This is a genomic window from Nostoc sp., from assembly GCF_036917555.1.
Lineage (GTDB): Bacteria > Cyanobacteriota > Cyanobacteriia > Cyanobacteriales > Nostocaceae > Nostoc.
The window spans coordinates 1-18,194 of record NZ_JBALDD010000082.1; the positions used below are offsets into that span (position 1 = coordinate 1).

The 18,194-nt window shown below is 40.9% G+C and carries 8 protein-coding genes; 6 read left to right on the forward strand and 2 right to left on the reverse strand.

Annotation, left to right across the window (positions count from 1 at the left end; genetic code table 11):
• Nucleotides 1-263: 263 nt before the first annotated feature.
• From V7K60_RS31505 to fabD, 4 genes are all read left to right on the forward strand, one after another.
• A complete protein-coding gene (locus V7K60_RS31505) occupies nt 264-1,745 on the forward strand; it encodes a leucyl aminopeptidase (RefSeq protein ID WP_334931643.1) in 1,482 nt (493 codons plus the stop codon).
• 246 nt (nt 1,746-1,991) lie between these two features.
• Nucleotides 1,992-3,014 (forward strand): phosphate acyltransferase PlsX, encoded by a 1,023-nt coding sequence (plsX, locus tag V7K60_RS31510; RefSeq protein ID WP_334931645.1) that lies wholly within the window; start codon nt 1,992-1,994, stop codon nt 3,012-3,014.
• Between the two features lie 240 nt (nt 3,015-3,254).
• On the forward strand, nt 3,255-4,247 hold the full coding sequence (locus V7K60_RS31515; protein WP_334931647.1) for a beta-ketoacyl-ACP synthase 3: 993 nt from the start codon (nt 3,255-3,257) through the stop codon (nt 4,245-4,247).
• Between the two features lie 153 nt (nt 4,248-4,400).
• The gene (gene fabD, locus V7K60_RS31520; protein WP_334931649.1) at nt 4,401-5,282 is read left to right on the forward strand and encodes an ACP S-malonyltransferase; all 882 of its coding nucleotides are present in this window, start codon (nt 4,401-4,403) and stop codon (nt 5,280-5,282) included.
• A 5-nt stretch (nt 5,283-5,287) separates the two neighbouring features.
• Here the strand turns inward: fabD and V7K60_RS31525 are convergent, their stop codons facing one another.
• Nucleotides 5,288-10,660 carry an ATP-binding sensor histidine kinase gene (locus V7K60_RS31525; protein ID WP_334931651.1) on the reverse strand — a complete coding sequence of 1,791 codons (5,373 nt, stop codon included), beginning with the start codon at nt 10,658-10,660 and terminating at the stop codon, nt 5,288-5,290.
• Nucleotides 10,661-10,734: 74 nt separating this feature from the next.
• Nucleotides 10,735-16,164, reverse strand: a complete 5,430-nt coding sequence (locus V7K60_RS31530) for an ATP-binding sensor histidine kinase (protein WP_334931653.1) — start codon at nt 16,162-16,164, stop codon at nt 10,735-10,737.
• Nucleotides 16,165-16,298: 134 nt separating this feature from the next.
• On the opposite strand from V7K60_RS31530, the gene V7K60_RS31535 reads away from it, so the two are divergent.
• Entirely contained in the window at nt 16,299-16,937 is a 639-nt protein-coding gene (locus V7K60_RS31535; RefSeq protein ID WP_334931655.1) for a lysophospholipid acyltransferase family protein, read from the forward strand.
• Nucleotides 16,938-17,145: 208 nt separating this feature from the next.
• A complete protein-coding gene (locus tag V7K60_RS31540; protein ID WP_334931657.1) occupies nt 17,146-18,183 on the forward strand; it encodes an AI-2E family transporter in 1,038 nt (345 codons plus the stop codon).
• Nucleotides 18,184-18,194: the final 11 nt, after the last annotated feature.

Here is an 18,194-nt window from a genome sequence, read left to right on the forward strand (position 1 = left end):
ATCAAAGACTCGTTAACGGAGTTCTGAGGTGGATTAACGAGTATCAAAGACTCGTTAACGGAGTTCTGAGGTGGATTAACGAGTATCAAAGACTCATTAACAAGTGCTATTTATACCAATTGGCTAAATTATAGCTACTGACCACTGCTCCCCCGTGCCCAATACTTCGACTTCGCTCAGTACAAGTGCCCACTACCCTCACCATGAAACCAGAATTTTGAGCAATACTGGTACAAGAAGGAATATTTACACAAAATCCCAAAATGAAAATTCAACCTAGTGATAAGCCTTTGCTAGAGTGGGCAGGCGATAGTTTGGCAATTGGATTATTTGAAGATGCAGTGGAGTTAACCGGAGAACTAGCAACTTTAGATCAAAAGTTTTCTGGGGTCTTAAAAGAACTGATTGCCGAAGAAGAATTTAAAGGTAAAGCCAATAGCACTATTTTCACCCGTGTAAATGCTGGTAGCCCAGTGCGGAAATTGATTTTAGTAGGTTTAGGCAAACCAGATGCACTAAAACTAGATACTCTGCGCCGCGCTGCTGCGGCTGTAGCCAGGGTAGGAAAAAAGCAAAAAAGCAAAATTCTCGGATTTAGCTTTCCATTGTGGAACAACGATCCAGCAGCGAGTGCCCAAGCGATCGCAGAAGGAGTGGAATTAGCACTTTACCAAGATATTCGCTTTAAATCCGAACCAGAAGATAAAGGTTCACAAATAGAAACCGTAGATTTACTAGGTTTTGGTAGACAAGAAGCTGCCATTACTCGCGCCAATCAAGTCGTTTCCGGGGTAAATTTAGCACGGCAATTAGTAGCAGCACCAGCTAACGCAGTTACACCGATTACTTTAGCGGAAACTGCTCAAGCGATCGCAAAGGAGTACGGTTTACAAGTAGAAATTCTGGAAAAAGAAGACTGTGAAAAGTTGGGAATGGGGGCTTTTTTGGGAGTATCGCTTGGTTCCGAGTTGCCACCTAAATTCATTCACCTGACTTACAAGCCAGAAGGTACACCCAAAAAGAAACTAGCAATTATTGGTAAAGGTGTAACCTTCGATTCCGGCGGACTCAACATTAAAGGTGCTGGTAGCGGCATCGAAACCATGAAGATGGATATGGGGGGTGCAGCTGCTACCTTGGGGGCAGCAAAAGCAGTTGCTCAAATTAAGCCAGATGTTGAAGTTCACTTTATTTCGGCGGCGGCTGAAAACATGATTAGCGGTCACGCCATGCACCCTGGAGACATTCTCACAGCATCAAACGGCAAAACAATTGAAGTGAACAACACCGACGCTGAAGGACGTTTGACCCTCGCAGATGCCTTGGTGTATGCTGACAAATTGGGCTTAGATGCGATCGTTGATTTAGCCACCCTGACTGGTGCCAACGTCATTGCCTTGGGTGACGATATTGCTGGTTTGTACACTCCTGATGATGCTGTAGCTTCCCAGCTTGAAAAAGCTGCCCAAACTTCAGGGGAAAAGATTTGGCGGATGCCAATGGAAGAAAAATATTTTGAAGGGTTAAAGTCTGGTATTGCGGACATGAAAAATACAGGCCCGCGTCCGGGTGGTGCAATTACTGCTGCCCTTTTCCTCAAGGAATTCGTCAAACAAACCCCTTGGGCGCACATAGATATTGCTGGTCCAGTGTGGACAGATAAAGAAAATGGCTACAACGGGGCAGGGGCAACTGGTTACGGCGTTCGGACGTTAGTTGATTGGGTGCTGGAAAGCGGGGAATAAGGAGTAGGGGACAAGGGAGCAGAGGAGCAGGGGGGCAGGGGAATAAGGAGTAGGGGAGCAGGGGGGCAGGGGAGAATAATTAATGCACAATGCCCTACTCCCTACTCCAGAACAATTCGTGCTATCTTGAGCTTGCCAGCAAAAATTGTTGCAATAGTAACAGAATTTATTTGGCGGTCAGAAAATTAAGCTTTTTCGGGCATTGCCATCTGGTAAAATTTGTAAGGTTTCTAGAAGCTGTGAGCAATGGGATCGACTCGTGTACGGATCGCAATTGACGCAATGGGAGGGGATCATGCACCCGGTGAAATCGTTGCTGGCGCATTGCGAGCAAGAGAAGAATTGGGTGTAGATATATTTTTGGTTGGCGATTCCCAACAAATAGAAGCTGCCTTGCCATCAAAAACAAATTTAGGGCAGGTAGAGATCGTGAATGCTGAAGAAGCGATCGCTATGGATGAGGAGCCTTTAAATGCAGTTAGACGCAAACGCAAGGCTTCTATAAATGTGGCGATGGATTTAGTCAAGCAGCAAAAGGCAGATGCCGTATTTTCTGCGGGTCACTCTGGAGCCGCTATGGCATCAGCTTTGCTCCGCTTAGGAAGATTGCCAGGAATCGATCGCCCAGCCATCGGGACAGTTTTTCCGACAATTATTGCTGGTAAGCCAGTACTGGTACTTGATGTTGGCGCAAATGTAGATTGTCGCCCCAAGTTTTTAGAGCAGTTTGGCGTTATGGGATCGGCTTACAGTCAGTATGTCTTGGGTACAACTGAACCGAAGGTGGGTTTGCTGAATATCGGTGAAGAAGACTCTAAGGGAAATGATGCAGCCGTCCGCGCCCACCAACTGCTACGCGAAAATTCCCAAATTAATTTTATTGGCAATGCTGAAGGGCGTGATGTACTTTCCGGTCGCTTTGATGTGATTGTCTGCGATGGCTTTGTAGGCAATGTATTGTTAAAATTTGCCGAAGCCGTTGGAGAAGTGATTCTGCAAATTCTGCGGGAAGAATTACCCCAAGGATTGCACGGTCAAATCGGTTCAGCACTCTTAAAACCCAACTTGAAGCGGATTAAGCAGCGAATGGATCACGCAGAACATGGTGGTGCTTTACTGCTAGGCGTGGCAGGAGTCTGTTTTATCGGTCACGGTAGCTCCCAAGCACCTTCAATTTTTAATGCAATTCGCATGGCAAAAGAAGCTGTTGACAATCAGGTGATACAACGAATTCAGTCCCAATATATCCTAGAGCGGGAGAGCGGTTAGTCATTGGTCATTAGTCACTTGTACTGAGCGTAGTCGTTGGCGCAGCCTCTCGTAGAGAAGTATTCGTCATCAGTCATTCGTCATTTGCAAAGGACAAAGGACAACTGACATAGACGCGCCAGCGGCTTCCTGCAGGGTAAAACAACAGATCCTGCGGGTTCGCCAGTTGCTCATGGGGGAAACCCCCAAGACCGCACTGGCTCACAAAGGACAAAAAGCTGATAGCTTGGGAGATTAGGAGTGCAAAACTTAGGCGTAGCAATTATTGGAAGTGGCTCGGCAGTACCAGTAACTTCCCTACACAACCAGACATTGAGTGAACTAGTTGAAACATCAGATGAGTGGATCACCACAAGAACGGGAATTCGTCAACGTCGATTAGCTCTGCCATCTGAGTCCTTGAGTGTACTCGCTACTGCCGCCAGCAGTCAGGCGATCGCCGCTTCAGGAATTAAACCAGAAGACTTAGACCTAATTCTGCTAGCGACTTCCACCCCTGATGATTTGTTTGGTAGTGCTTGTCAAGTACAAGCTAAATTGGGAGCTACCAACGCAGTAGCCTTTGACTTGACCGCTGCCTGCTCTGGCTTTGTGTTTGGTTTGGTTACAGCAGCCCAATACATTAGAACTGGTGTCTATAAAAATGTATTGTTAATAGGGGCAGATATCCTCTCTCGTTGGGTAGATTGGGAAGATCGGCGGACTTGTGTATTATTTGGTGATGGTGCTGGGGCAGTGGTATTACAAGCTGCCAAAAGCGATCGCTTATTAGGATTTGCACTTAAAAGTGATGGTACTCAAAACCATTACCTCAACGTTGCTTATGCAGGTAATTCCCAAGAACTATTGACTGGTATAAATATCACCAAAGGCACTTACCAACCGATTACGATGAACGGCAAAGAAGTCTACCGCTTTGCTGTCCAAAAAGTCCCAGAAATAATTGATAAAGCCTTATTCCAAGCCAACATCAGCGTTGACCAGATAGATTGGCTGATATTGCATCAAGCCAATCAGCGGATTATCGCTGCCGTTGCCCAACGCCTGAATATCCCAGAACATAAAGTTATCAGTAATCTCGCCCACTATGGCAATACCTCAGCTGCCTCCATCCCCTTAGCTTTAGATGAAGCAGTACGACAAGGTAAAATTAAACCCAATGACATCGTTGCTACATCCGGCTTTGGTGCCGGTCTTACCTGGGGCGCGGCGATTTTTCAATGGGGAAGATAAATAATTTTGTCCTATCCTACGGGAAGCCCTTCTCTACGAGAGGCTGCGCCAGCGGTGAAGCAGCGCGTCTATGTCATTAGTCATTTGTCCTTTGTTAATGACCAATGACAAATGACCAATGACAAATGACCAATGACCACTGACTATTGACAAATGACAAAAACTGCATGGGTGTTTCCTGGACAAGGTTCCCAAACGCTGGGGATGGGAATGGAATTATTAGATATACCGTCTGCTAAAGACAAGCTTGCCAAAGCTGAGGATATTTTGGGCTGGTCTGTAACTGAAATTTGTCAAACTCAAGAAGAGAAGTTATCACAGACGCTGTATACTCAGCCAAGTCTTTATGTGGTCGAAAGCATTCTTGCTGACCTGCTTCGAGAGCGAGGACACCAGCCAGATTTAGTTGCCGGTCATAGTTTGGGAGAATATACTGCCCTTTATATAGCGGGTGTCTTTGAGTGGTCAGCTGGTTTATATCTGGTGAAGCGTCGTGCAGAACTTATGGATAGTTCCATTAATGGCATGATGGCAGCTTTGATGAACTTTGACCGCGAACAGTTAGAAAAAGTCATTTCCCAAACGCCTGATGTGGTAATAGCAAATGATAATAGTTCGGCTCAGGTGGTAATTTCAGGTACGACTGAGGCTGTACAAGCGGTGATGACTCAAGTTAAAGCAAAGCGTGCGGTTCCCCTAAAAGTTTCTGGAGCATTTCATTCACATTTAATAGCACCAGCAGCTGCGGAATTCCAAGACATTTTAGAATCTGTGGAATTTCAACCCGCGATTGTGCCAGTACTGTCTAATGTAGAGCCAATTCCCTCTATTGATGCTGAGATTTTAAAGCAACGCCTGAACAAACAAATGACTAGTTCTGTAAGATGGCGAGAAATTTGTCTGCAATTACCAGCTAATGGTATCGAGCGAGTAATGGAAATTGGCCCTGGTAAAGTATTAACTGGCTTGATTAAACGTAATAGCCCTGATTTAATTTTGCAAAATATCCAGAGTGCTACTGATTTACCTGTTTAATTCCTTTATAAATTAATTTCAATTACAAATTCTGTACCCTTACCCAAAACAGAGTTAAAACTTAATTTACCGTTGTGGGTTTCTTCAACGATTTGACGAGCGATCGCTAATCCTAATCCCGTCCCTTTACCCACACCTTTTGTAGTAAATAAGTGGTCAAAAACCTTTTGCTTCACTGATTCATTCATCCCCTGACCATTATCAGCAATAGCAATTTTCACGCCTTCATTTTCTAAGGAGGTTTTAATTGTAATTCGGTTGGGATTGGACTTAATTTCCTTAAAACTCCGTCCCGTATTTGATTCATCTAGCGCATCAATGGCATTAGCCAGAATATTCATAAATACCTGATTCAATTGTCCAGGAAAACATTCAACCTGGGGCAAATTACCATAATCAGTTATCACTTCAATCGCTGGACGTTGTTCGTTTGCTTTGAGACGATGTTTGAGAATTAAAATCGTACTGTCAATACCTTCGTGGATATTAAACTGCACTTTATAATCTTTATCAGCGCGGGAGAATGTTCTTAAACTAGTGCTAATATTGTGAAGGCGATCGCACGCCATCACCATTGAATCAATTATCTTGGGTAAATCTTCTAAGCTATAATCTAAGTCGATTTCTTTGGCATGGTCGATAATTTGCTCATCGGGATTGGGAAGACTTTCTTGATAGAGTTTCAAGTGTTCAACAATATCTGCAAGGCTGGGTTTAGCTTGTTGAAGGCTGGCATAAATAAATCCCAAAGGATTATTCATTTCATGTGCTACCCCTGCTACTAAGTTACCCAGTGCCGACATTTTCTCACTTTGGACGATTTGTAATTGTGCCTGTTGTAAATCTTGTAATGCTTGCCCAGCTTGTTGATAAAGTCGAGCATTCTCTAGGGAGATTGCAGCTTGGGAAGAAAGTAGATTGATAATTTGCAGACGTTCGTTAGTAAATACCTCGCTTGTGAGTTTATTTTCTAAGTAGAGAATACCTACCAAATGTCCTTGATTAATAATTGGTGTGCATAAAATACTTTTGGGTTGATACTCTAGCATATATTCCCCAATCACCCCAGGAATATCTGTTTCGCAATTATTTATAACAATGGTTTCTTGAGTATGTTTGACATAATTGATAATGTTTCTGGGAATATCTTGACAAGTATCTAGTAATTGTGAGTCAAGTATGGTTTGTATTTTCTGATGATGAATCAAGGTAATTGCTCGTACTTGCCAAGTGTTTTCTTGAGGAAGCAGTAGTACAGCTTTTTTGGCGCCAGAGTTTTCTAAGATAATCCGGGTGAGACCGGCAATGAGTGTATCTAATTCCAGAGAACTGGAAATAGCTTGAGCCGCTTTCAGGGCAGAGGTAAAATCTAAAACGTCAGAAATATTGGTGCTGCCAGTGGTATTCGTGCGGGTAGATGAGAAAGTCTCATGCAAGCCAAGAGTTTCTTGAGGATTGGGGTTGAGTCGTTGCTGTTGCAGGATGACTTGAAGTAATTGGGGATAGCGTTGTTCTAGATCGGTAACTTTGGCTTTTGCTCCCCACCGAGAATAAGCATAGTAGGCTTCAATCAAATAATCTTTGGCAATGCGTTCTTTGCCCCATTCGAGATAGAATTTGGTGGCGAGTTCGTTGGCGAGAGCTTCTTCGTTGAGGTATTCGTGTTCCTTGGCAAGGGCGATCGCGCGATCATAGTTTTCTATTGCTTCGGCTTTAGCCCCCAAGACCCGACACCGTTCTGCGACAATTAAGGCGCAGCGGTGAGCCTGATTACTTGGTGCATAAGCTGCCCACCCACTGAGTTTTTCCAGGTTGGTAGCAACCCGTTCTAGAATGCTTGATTGGTCTGTTTCGCTGGCATCTGGATAAAGCGCTAATTGTACTAGCGCATCGTAGAAGTGGAAAAGCGGAACACTCATGAGTCCTGCCATTCCCCGCAAATACTGGGCTGCTTTATTGGCGTTTTCCAACGCTTGTTCATAGTGGTGGAACAGGTAACAAAGTATCAGCTTATTTAAATAAACTTGGTGCAGTGCGGTTACTTCACCCGTTTTCTGGTAAAGCTGAATCATTTCACGCTGATCGCAGTATTCACCAACCAACTGATCTGGCTCTGTTGACGCCCCCAATAGATTCAGGACTACCTGATGGTAAAGACTTTGCGTGTAGAGATAGGTATGCTGGCGCAGTTGCTGCATCACTTTGCGATGGTCTTCCAGCACTAGCTTGAGGGAAGACAGTTCGTGACCAGTAAAATAAGTATTATGGTCATACACAAGCAGGCTGAGTGCTGCAAGATTGAAATCACCAACTTCTAATCCACTGGCATAGGCTTGCAGTAGTCCTGCCAGAGAGGTTTTTGCAGGTTCTTTCCAATGTTTAAAGAAGCAGTTAAAGTCAAAAAGGGCTGCACCAGCAAGCTTGGGTGACTGAAGGTGTTGCAAGAGGTTTATCTCCAGTTGTCCAAAGCAATAGCCCGCTTTAATATCACCCAATATGGCAATCAACATTAACCCATACAGACCGTAGCCATGAATCGATTCTGGTGCATTTCCGTACTGCACCGATAGATCAAACTGGGCAAAGACGACCAGGGGCATCAGGTTTGGGGCAGCTTGATAGGCAGGCGACATTATGGTGGACAGAATCATCATTGCAGCTTTTTTGTCCGGTGCAGTCATTTCGGGTAAATGCAGCAAAGATTCCATCGAGCTGTTACTGAGTTGAATTTGGGTGCGCTGGAGTGCCTGGCCAATGTCTGCTGGGGTAGGCTGCTCTGGCAATTGCACCCCCAGAGGTTCCAGCACGAACCGTGCCAACTGCAACGCTTCTAAAAGCTGGTTTTGAGCCATGCAAGCCCGAATCTTCGTGTCGTAAACATTAACCCGATCGAGCCAAGAGCGGGCATGAGTGAGTACAACCTCAGCGAACTGCTCCATTTGTTCAAAGTTAGCACCCAGGAAAGCAGAATTAGCTGCACCTTCATACAGAACAAGGGCGAGAGTGTAGTTGTTCTGCCAGCAATTGCCCCTCAACAAAGAAATACCTGTGTTGAAATAGTTTAAAGCCACTCCATAAGCCGTTGCACCCTTAGCTTTCTGTCCAGCCATCAAATTTAACTGCACAAGTTCCTGTTGCTCCGTCTCATCCTCAATCAGCGATATTCCCTTGTTGAGGTGGTTAGCGATCGCAAAAATCTGCTTATCTTGTTCACTCCCACTCGTTGCTTGTTGCAGCAAACGTCCAATATTGAGGTGGGTGATTTGCTTTTGCTCTTCTGGAATCAGAGAATACGCCGCTTGCTGAACGCGATCGTGCAAAAAGCGATAAGTTGGATTAGCTGCTGCATCACAAACTGACGCACTGTCAGACTGAATAAAAAACTTATAGATTTCCGTATTTGGAATAATCAAACCTTCTTGTAATGCTTTCCACAGTGCCGCAGCCGTATCTTCAGGAAACTGCTGGGACACAATCGCCAATGTTGCCAAATCAAACTCTGCTCCAATACAAGCCGCCAACTTCAACACATCCTGAGTTTGTGTCGGCAGCTTCTGCAATTGCAGTGCCATAAACTCGACAACATCATCGGTGATCGCTAAAGCTCTGACTTGGGCAATATCACACTGCCAATGCCGTGCTTCCCTGTCAAAAGTAATTTGTTCTTCTTCATAGAGTGCCTTGAGAAACTGAGTCGCAAAAAAGGGATTACCCTTGGTTTTTTGGTATACCAGTTCGGTCAACGGTTGAGCTAGGGAGCGATCGCAATTCAACGTATCCGCCACCAACTGATTCATATCAACTAAACTTAACGATTGCAGTGTAATGGTATTGACCACTGCCCCAGTTTTGACGATTTCATCTACGGTTAGGATGAACGGGTGAGCCGATGATACTTCATTATCCCGATACGCACCCAAGATTAATAAATGTCCAGCCTGTTCCATCAACAATTGTAGTAATTTCAGCGATGCCGAATCTGCCCATTGCAAATCATCCAAAAACATCACTAATGGATGTTCTTTACTAGTAAAGACTTGGGTAAACTTTTGGAAGAATAAATTAAATCTATTTTGTGCCGCACTTCCTGATAATTCTGGAGCAGGTGATTGTTGACCAATAATTCTTGATAATTCCGGAATTACTTCAATAATTACTTGTCCGTTCTCACCTACAGCCTCTAGAATCTTGCTTTTCCATTGTTGAATTTCTGCATCGCTTAGAGTTAACAATTGCCCCATCAAATTCCGAAACGCTTGTACAAATGCCGAAAAAGGAATATTTTTCTGAAATTGGTCAAATTTCCCTTTGATAAAATAACCGCGTTGACGGACAATCGGTTTATGAACTTCGTTAATTACAACAGTTTTACCAATACCGGAAAAACCCGCAACTAGCATCATTTCTGTTGCACCAAGGCTGACTCGCTCAAATGCTTGCAGTAGAATTTTTACTTCGGTTTCTCGTCCATAAAGTTTATCGGGGATAATAAAGCGATCGCATACATCTGTTTGTGCAATTGGAAAACTCTCAATTTTGCCAGTTGACTGAAGTTGAGTTAAACAATTTTCTAAATCATATTTTAGTCCTAATGCACTCTGATAGCGTTCTTCGGCATTCTTTGCCATCAATTTCATGACAATATCTGAAATCGATTTAGGAATTTTGAATGGCTCCAAAGGAGCAGGAAGTTTTGCAATATGACAATGCACCAACTCCATCATATCCTTGGACTCAAAGGGTAACTTTCCTGTGAGTAATTCGTAGAAAGTGACACCCAGTGAATAAAAATCAGTCCGGTAGTCAATCCCCCGATTCATTCTTCCTGTTTGTTCTGGGGAAATATAAGCAAGTGTCCCTTCTAACACATTGGGACTGATCAGCGTTTGAGTTTCTCGTGGTAGTAGAGATGCAATGCTAAAGTCAATTAATTTTACTTGTTTTGTTTCTGGATTAATTAAAATATTTGCAGGTTTAATATCTTTATGAATAATCCGATCGCAGTATAGTATATCTAAGATATTGCATAGTGCGATCGCTATCTGTAAAAACTCTATTAAAGATTCTACGCTTCCCGTAACTCCCCATTCCTTTAAGGAAATTCCCCCAAAGTCTTCCATCACTAACATATAGCCATTTTGGTAAGGTTCTAGGTAGTAGGTTTGGATGATTAGGGGTGAGTTGAGATTTTTGGCAATGGTATACTGATTACGAAACAACAAGAGTTCGCTGAAACTAGGATAAGGATTTTTCAGCAGTTTAATCACTACTCTTAATGAGTCAGTTTCTCGATACCCACGATAAACTAGGGTTCTCGAACCATTGTACAGTTCCTCACTAACTTTGTATCCGGGAATGCTCACTTTAGTGCTAACCATACTACTAAATTTTTAAGACTTACAGGTCTAGTGTTCCCGGATATATGCAGTTGTTTACCAACAATAGCAAAAGTTCATAGTGGAATTTCAATAAAAAATTCTGTCCCCTCACTCAGAACAGAGTTAAAACTCAATTTACCGTTGTGGGTTGATTCGACAATAGACTTAGCGATCGCTAATCCTAATCCCGTGCCTTTACCCACACCTTTGGTAGTAAATAAATGATCAAAAATCTTATGTTTGACTTCAGAAGTCATCCCATTTGCATTATCAGCAATGGTAATTTTCACGCCTTCATTTTCTACTGAGGTTTTAATTATAATTTGGTTGGGATTGATCTTTATTTCTTCCAAGCTTCGCCCCATATTCGATTCTTCTAACGCATCAATAGCATTTGCCAAAAGATTCATAAAGACCTGATTCAATTGTCCAGGAAAGCAATGGATTTTAGGTAAATTACTATACTCAGTTATTACCTCAATTGCTGGACGCTGTTCATTAGCTTTCAGGCGATGTTTGAGAATTAAAATCGTACTATCGATACCTTCATGGATATTAAACGGTACTTTGTAATCTTTATCAGCACGGGAAAAAGTGCGGAGACTGGTGCTGATATTTTTCAGGCGATCGCACGCCATCACCATTGAATCAATAATCTTGGGTAAGTCTTCTAAGCTATAATTCAAGTCGATTTCTTCGGCATGGTCGATAATTTCATCACCTGGATTGGGGAAACTTTCTTGATAGATTTTCAAGTGTTCAACAATATCTGCCAGGCTGGGTTTAGCCTGTTGAAGGCTAGCAGAAATAAAGCCCAAAGGATTATTCATTTCATGAGCTACCCCAGCAACTAAGTTACCCAATGCAGACATTTTCTCACTTTGGACAACTTGTAATTGGGCTTGTTGTAAGTCTTCTAATGCTTGCCCGGCTTGTTGATAAAGTTGAGCATTTTCTAGAGATATTGCCGCTTGGGAAGAAAGGAGATTAATAACGTTGAGGCGATCGCTGGTAAACACTCCTGGAGTCAGTTTATTTTCTAAGTAAATAATCCCTACTAAATGCCCTTGATTAATAATCGGTGTACATAATACACTCTGGGGTTTTATTCGGTACATATATTCCCCAATTACACCAGGAATATCTGTTTGCAAGTTATCGATCACAACTGTTTGTTGGGTATTTTTGACGTAATTGATAATTGTTGTGGGAATATCTTGACAAGTATCGAGTGCTTGTGAATTAAGAATGGTTTGTATGTCAATATGAGAATTTAATCCATGATTAATAAAGGTAATTGCCCTAACTTGCCAAGTATCTTCTTGAGGAAGAATTAGTACAGATTTTTTCGCACCAGAGTTTTCTAGGATAATCCGGGTGAGACTGGTAATGAGTTGATCTATTTCTAGAGAACTGGAGATAGCTTGAGCGGCTTTGAGGACAGAAGTAAAATCCAGAACATTGGAAATACCAGTACTGCCCACAGTCGAAGTGTGAGGTGATGAGAAAGTTCTATGCAAGGCAATAGTTTCTAAGGGGTTGAAGTTGATTCGTTGGTGTTGCAGAATGGGTTGGAGCAGTTTAGGATAGCGTTTTTCTAAGTCATCAGTTTTGGCTTTTGCTCCCCAGCGAGCATAGCAGTAGTATGCTTCTTGCATATATGCTTGGGCAACTTTTTCTTTACCCCAGTCGAGGTAGAATTTGGCTGCGAGTTCGTTGCTCAGTCCTTCTTCTTGGATGTAGCCGTTTTCTTGAGCAAGAGAAATGGCGCAATCGTATAATTCTATTGCTTCAGTTTTTTGTCCTAATATCCGAAAGCTTTCAGCTTCTACCAAGTTGTATTTGTGTGCATAATTCTGTGGCGCACTCTCTGCCCATTTTTTTAGCTTCTTATGAGCTTCCATCACTCGCTCAATAATTAATTTTTGCTCAGTTATTGAGCAGTCTTTATATAAGGCTAAATTAATCAAAGATTCATAAAAATAAAAGGTTGGAATTAGCACTAATCCAGTCACACTGGTTAAATATTTCTCTACAACACCTGCATTTTTTAATGCTTCTTGATAGTTGCCAAAGAGATAACATAATAGCAGTTTACAAAAATGAAGCTGACAAATAATACTAGTTTGATTGGCAGCTTGATGCAGAGGTAACATTGTGACTTCATCATAAATTTTGCCAATTAACAAACAAGGTTTATCTGACATTCCCAATAAATTCAAAACTGATTGATAATAGATGCTATTGAAATTCAAATAGGTGGTTTGCTTAAACTGATGCATAATTGTGCCATAGTTTCCCATAGCTTGCGCTAATTCCTCTAATCCATGACCACTCAAATAAGCATATCTGCCAAAAACATAGGCAGACATCACAGCATATTCAATATCTCCAGTTTCTAAACCACTCGTATAGGCTTGCAAAAGAGGATTTAAAGTGTCTTTAACAGGCAATTTCCAATGTCGAATAAAACAATTCACTGCAAATAGAGTTTTTGACTTCAGCTTAAAAGCATTTAAACGGTCAACCAACACTAATGCCATTTCCCCAAATTCATATCCTGTATCAATTTCTCCTAGAACACCGCAGAGTATAAGTCCGTAGCTAGCATAAGCATAAGTAGATTCTGGAGCATTACCATAGAGGATTGACAATTGAACTTGTTTAAAGACAATTACTCGAAACAATGCAGGATTTGCTTGATAGGCCGCTGACATAATACTCGACAAAATTTGCATTGCTGCCAGAATATTCTCATCAGTCATTTTTGGCAGTTCTAGTAAATCTATCGCTGGTTTATCTGCCAAAAGACGTTTTGTTTGTTCCAGTTCACACTCGATATCAGTTTGATTGACTTGTTGAGGCAGTTCCACTCCTATTGATTGAAGAACAGTCAGTGCAATTTGCAAAGCATTCTTGTGCTGTGCCTGTGCCATGTAAGCTTGAATTTTGACATTGTAGATAGGAATTTGTTCAAGGAGGGTTTTTGCTTGTTGTATAACCACAATTGCATAGCTTTCCATGCGTTCAAAGTTACCACTAAGACAAAGTACTTCTGTAATGGATTGATATAGTAATAGTGTTAGCTCGTACTGGCTATACCAACTCTCATGAGGTAAAAGTTCTAAACTTATTGTTAAATATTCAACTGCTAATGTATAAGCAGTTGCCAATTGTGCTTTCCTACCTGCTTTTAAATTCAATTTGACGAGTTGTTCTCGTTCAATCGGATCAATAATCAGTATTAATGCAATATTTAACTGATTAACAATTTCAAAAAGTTTATCTTCTTTTTGGATTTCAGGTGTATTTTGAAGTAATAGTTTGCCTATTTGTAGATGGGTAGCTTTTTTCTGTTCTTCAGGGATAAGAGAGTATGCAGCTTCTTGGACGCGATCGTGTAAAAATTTATAGTTAACAATTTCAGAACTTTCTTCAGCAATAGCTTGATTTCCCTCAACAAGATAAAATTTATACACTTCGCTAGTAGGTAAAATTAAACCTTCATGCAATGCATTCCACAAATTAGTTGCGGTTTCTACTTGCGATTGTTCTGAAACAACTGCCAATGTTTTCAAATCAAACTGATTTCCAATACAAGCAGCTAATTTCAAAACATCTTGAGTTGGTTGTGATAGCTTTCTCAATTGCAATACCATGAATTCAACTACATCATTTGTGACTGCTTGCTGATTAATTTGTGTGATATCACATTGCCAGCAGCCCTCTGTAAAGTCAAATTTAATTAGCCCATCCTGGTATAATGATTTAAGAAATTGAGTATCAAAAAATGGATTACCAGATGTTTTTTGATAGATTATCTGTGAAATTGGTAATGCTAAATCTTCTGAACATTTAAGCGTTGCAGCAATTAATTGATTCACATCACCTTGACTTAATGGCGCTAAAGTAATTGTATTAATAGTTGCTGCTGTTTTTTGCATCTCATTGACAGTCAATATCAACGGATGTACTGGGTTGACTTCATTATCTCGATAAGCACCAATTAATAAAAGATATTTAGTATCAGCTATTAATAACTGCATTAATTTCAGTGATGCCAAATCAACCCACTGCAAATCATCTAAAAATATTACTAATGGATGTTTAGCGCTAGTCAAAACTTGAGTGAATTTTTGAAATAATAAATTAAATCTATTTTGTGATGCGGTTCCTGATAATTCTATGGCTGGCGTTTGTTTGCCAATAATTCTTTCTAATTCGGGAATTACTTCAATAATTACTTGTCCATTTTCACCTAAAGCTTCTAAAATTTTACTTTTCCATTGCTGAATTTGAGCATCACTTTCTGTTAATAATTGACCCATTAAATTTCGGAATGCTTGTACAAAGGCGATCAAGGGAACATTCCGTTGAAATTGGTCATATTTCCCTTTGATAAAATAACCGCGTTGGCGCACAATCGGTTTATGAACTTCGTTAATAACGGCAGTTTTACCAATGCCTGAAGAACCAGCTACCAGAATCATTTCAGTTGCACCCTTGCTAACTCTTTCAAATGCTTCAAGGAGGGCGGTTATTTCGGCTTCTCGTCCATATAATTTGTCGGGAATAATAAAGCGCTCGCACACATCACTTTGGGCAATTTCAAAGTTATCAATTATGCCAGTTTCTTTTAGCTGATATAAACATTTTTCTAAATCAAATTTTAATCCTAATGCACTCTGATAGCGATCTTCAGCATTTTTTGCCATCAATTTCATCACAATATCAGACAACGCTTGTGGAATCTCTTCACTTTTGACTTCCCGCAGGGATAGTGGAAGTTTTGCAATATGACAATGTACCAACTCCATCGGATCGTTGGATTGAAAGGGTAATTCACCTGTAAGCAACTCGTAGAAAGTTACACCTAAAGAATAAAAATCAGTTCGGTAATCAATCCCCCGATTCATCCTTCCAGTTTGTTCTGGAGAAATATAAGCGAGTGTCCCTTCTAACACATTAGGACTGATCAGCGTTTGAGTTTCTCGTGGTAGTAGAGATGCAATACTAAAGTCAATTAATTTAACTTGTTTTGTTTCTGGATTAATTAGAATATTGGCGGGTTTGATATCTTTATGAATAATGCGTAGGCGTAGCCCGCCGGAGGCATCGCGGTAGAGTATATCTAAGGTATTGCACAGGGCGATCGCAATTCGTAAAAACTCTTGTAGAAAAGTGATATGTCGCGTCTGCTCAGAGGTGAAATAATCTTTAAGAGAAATCCCGCCAAAATCTTCCATTACCAACGCATAGCCATTTTGATACGGTTCCAAGCTGTAGGTTTGGATGATTAGAGGTGAGTTGAAATTTTTAGCTATGGTGTACTGATTACGAAACGATAAGAGTTCGCTGAAACTCGGATAAGGATTTTTCAGCAATTTAATCACTACAGGTTTTTGATCAGTTTCTCGATAACCGCGATAAACCAGGGTTCGAGAACTGTTGTAGAGTTGTTCGCTAACCTTGTATCCAGGAATACTGACTGTAGTGATAAACATACTGCTAAATTCTAAAGATTTCTAGATTTAGTGTTCCCAGATGGGTGAAGTAATTCATATCTATAGCTTTTTTGCGTTTGATCTGGGTGTTGCGATCGCGTATGCTAAGTTCAGTTTGATTTGCATTATCTTCTGTGGACAAAAACCGCGAACCGTTGATCAGTCTGGCACTTTACCACGCCTTTAAATGGTCAGTCGTCAGCCCCATGCTCCACGCTTACTTTCGGGGGCAAATTTATGGTGCGGAAAATGTCCCCAACTCAGGACCGCTACTAGTAGTGAGTAATCACGCTAGTTACTTCGATCCGCCGATTGTCTCTAATTGTGTACGTCGTCCAGTGGCGTACATGGCTAAGGAAGAGTTATTTAATATCCCCATTTTGGCACAAGCGATTAAATTGTATGGTGCTTACCCGGTAAGTCGGGGAAATACCGATCGCAATGCCATCCGTGCCGCTTTACAATATCTCGATAATGGTTGGGCTGTTGGTGTTTTCTTGCAAGGGACTCGTACCCTAGATGGTCGAATTACAGACCCCAAAAGAGGCGCATTGCTGCTAGCAGCGAAAGCAAAAGCCCCAATATTGCCGGTGAGTATCTGGGGTACTGAGAAGATTTTACAAAAAGGATCGTCCCTACCTCACGCAGTTCCGATTACAGTGAGAATTGGTAACTTAATTGATGCTCCCAGTTCCAGTAATAAAGAGGAATTGGAAGGTTTGACACAAAAGTGTGCCACAGTAATTAACGAGATGCATGATTTAGGAAGATGAGTTAGACAAGCTCAGATGTATGCTTTAAGGAGGTGGCGATCACTATTAGGTTGCTCTAATCTTAAAATCAATTCACTCTAGGAATCAACTAAGGGACTTTCAACAAATAAATTTTAAATCTTGTAGGGTAGGCAACTTTATCGCACTACACAACTAGCTTTTTTCTAAGTTTTAATTACGAACTACAAATTATAAATTATGAATTATTATGAGCGGCTTTGAAGCCAAGAGTTTTTGGGAGCGATTAAATAATCTGGCATTAGTTCGCTTTTTGCTTTTAGTTGCTTCTGGCTGGGCAATTGTACAACTTTTAGGTTATTTTGAATCGGTCATTGTTATTTTTACATTTGCGGCAATTTTAGCTTTTTTGCTCAGTTATCCTGTACAAGGGCTACGGCGTTTTTTGCCCCACGGTATAGCTGTTGGTGTCGTTTTTTTGCTCAGTATTGTAATTATAGGCGGTGTGATAATTACTGTGAGCTTAACGGTTTTATCTCAAGGACAACAATTAATTGATAGTATCACTGCATTTTTAAATTCTTTAGTGCCTTTATTAGAGGGACTAGAAGGTTTGTTACGAAATCGTAATTTACAGATAGATTTAAGTTTTATTGAAGAACAATTGCGGAATCAGGCTGTATCAACTCTTGTTAATAGTTTAGCTATTTTACAGGGATTTATGACGAATTTTGTCACTTTTATTTTGATTGCAGTTGTGGCTTTTTTCATGCTATTAGATGGAGATAAATTATGGAATTTTATTTTGAAAATAGTTCCAAAACAGCGTCGTAATAAATTTACAAATATAATCAGAAAGTCTTTTTTAGGATTTTTTAGAGGTCAGTTGTTATTAAGTGCATTTTTAACAATTTCGACGTTCCTAGTTTTTTTAATGTTAAAAGTACCTTTTGCTTTGATATTGTCAATAATAGTCGGAATTGTTGATATCATTCCTGGTATAGGGGCAACATTAGGAGTAAGCACAGTTACTCTATTTGTATTGTCTCAAGGTGTTTGGTTAGCAGTGAAAGTATTAATAGCTTGTATCGTTCTCCAGCAGATACAAGATAACTTAATTGCGCCCAGAATTATGCAAGGTGCGCTAAATCTTAATCCTGTAGTGGTGTTTTTTGCTTTACTAGTAGGGGCTAGAGTAGCAGGATTATTAGGTGTTTTTATATCTATTCCCATCGCTGGAGTAATTGTGTCTTTATTTGAAATTGATGAAATGAAATCTGAAGTTTAGTCATTTGCCAT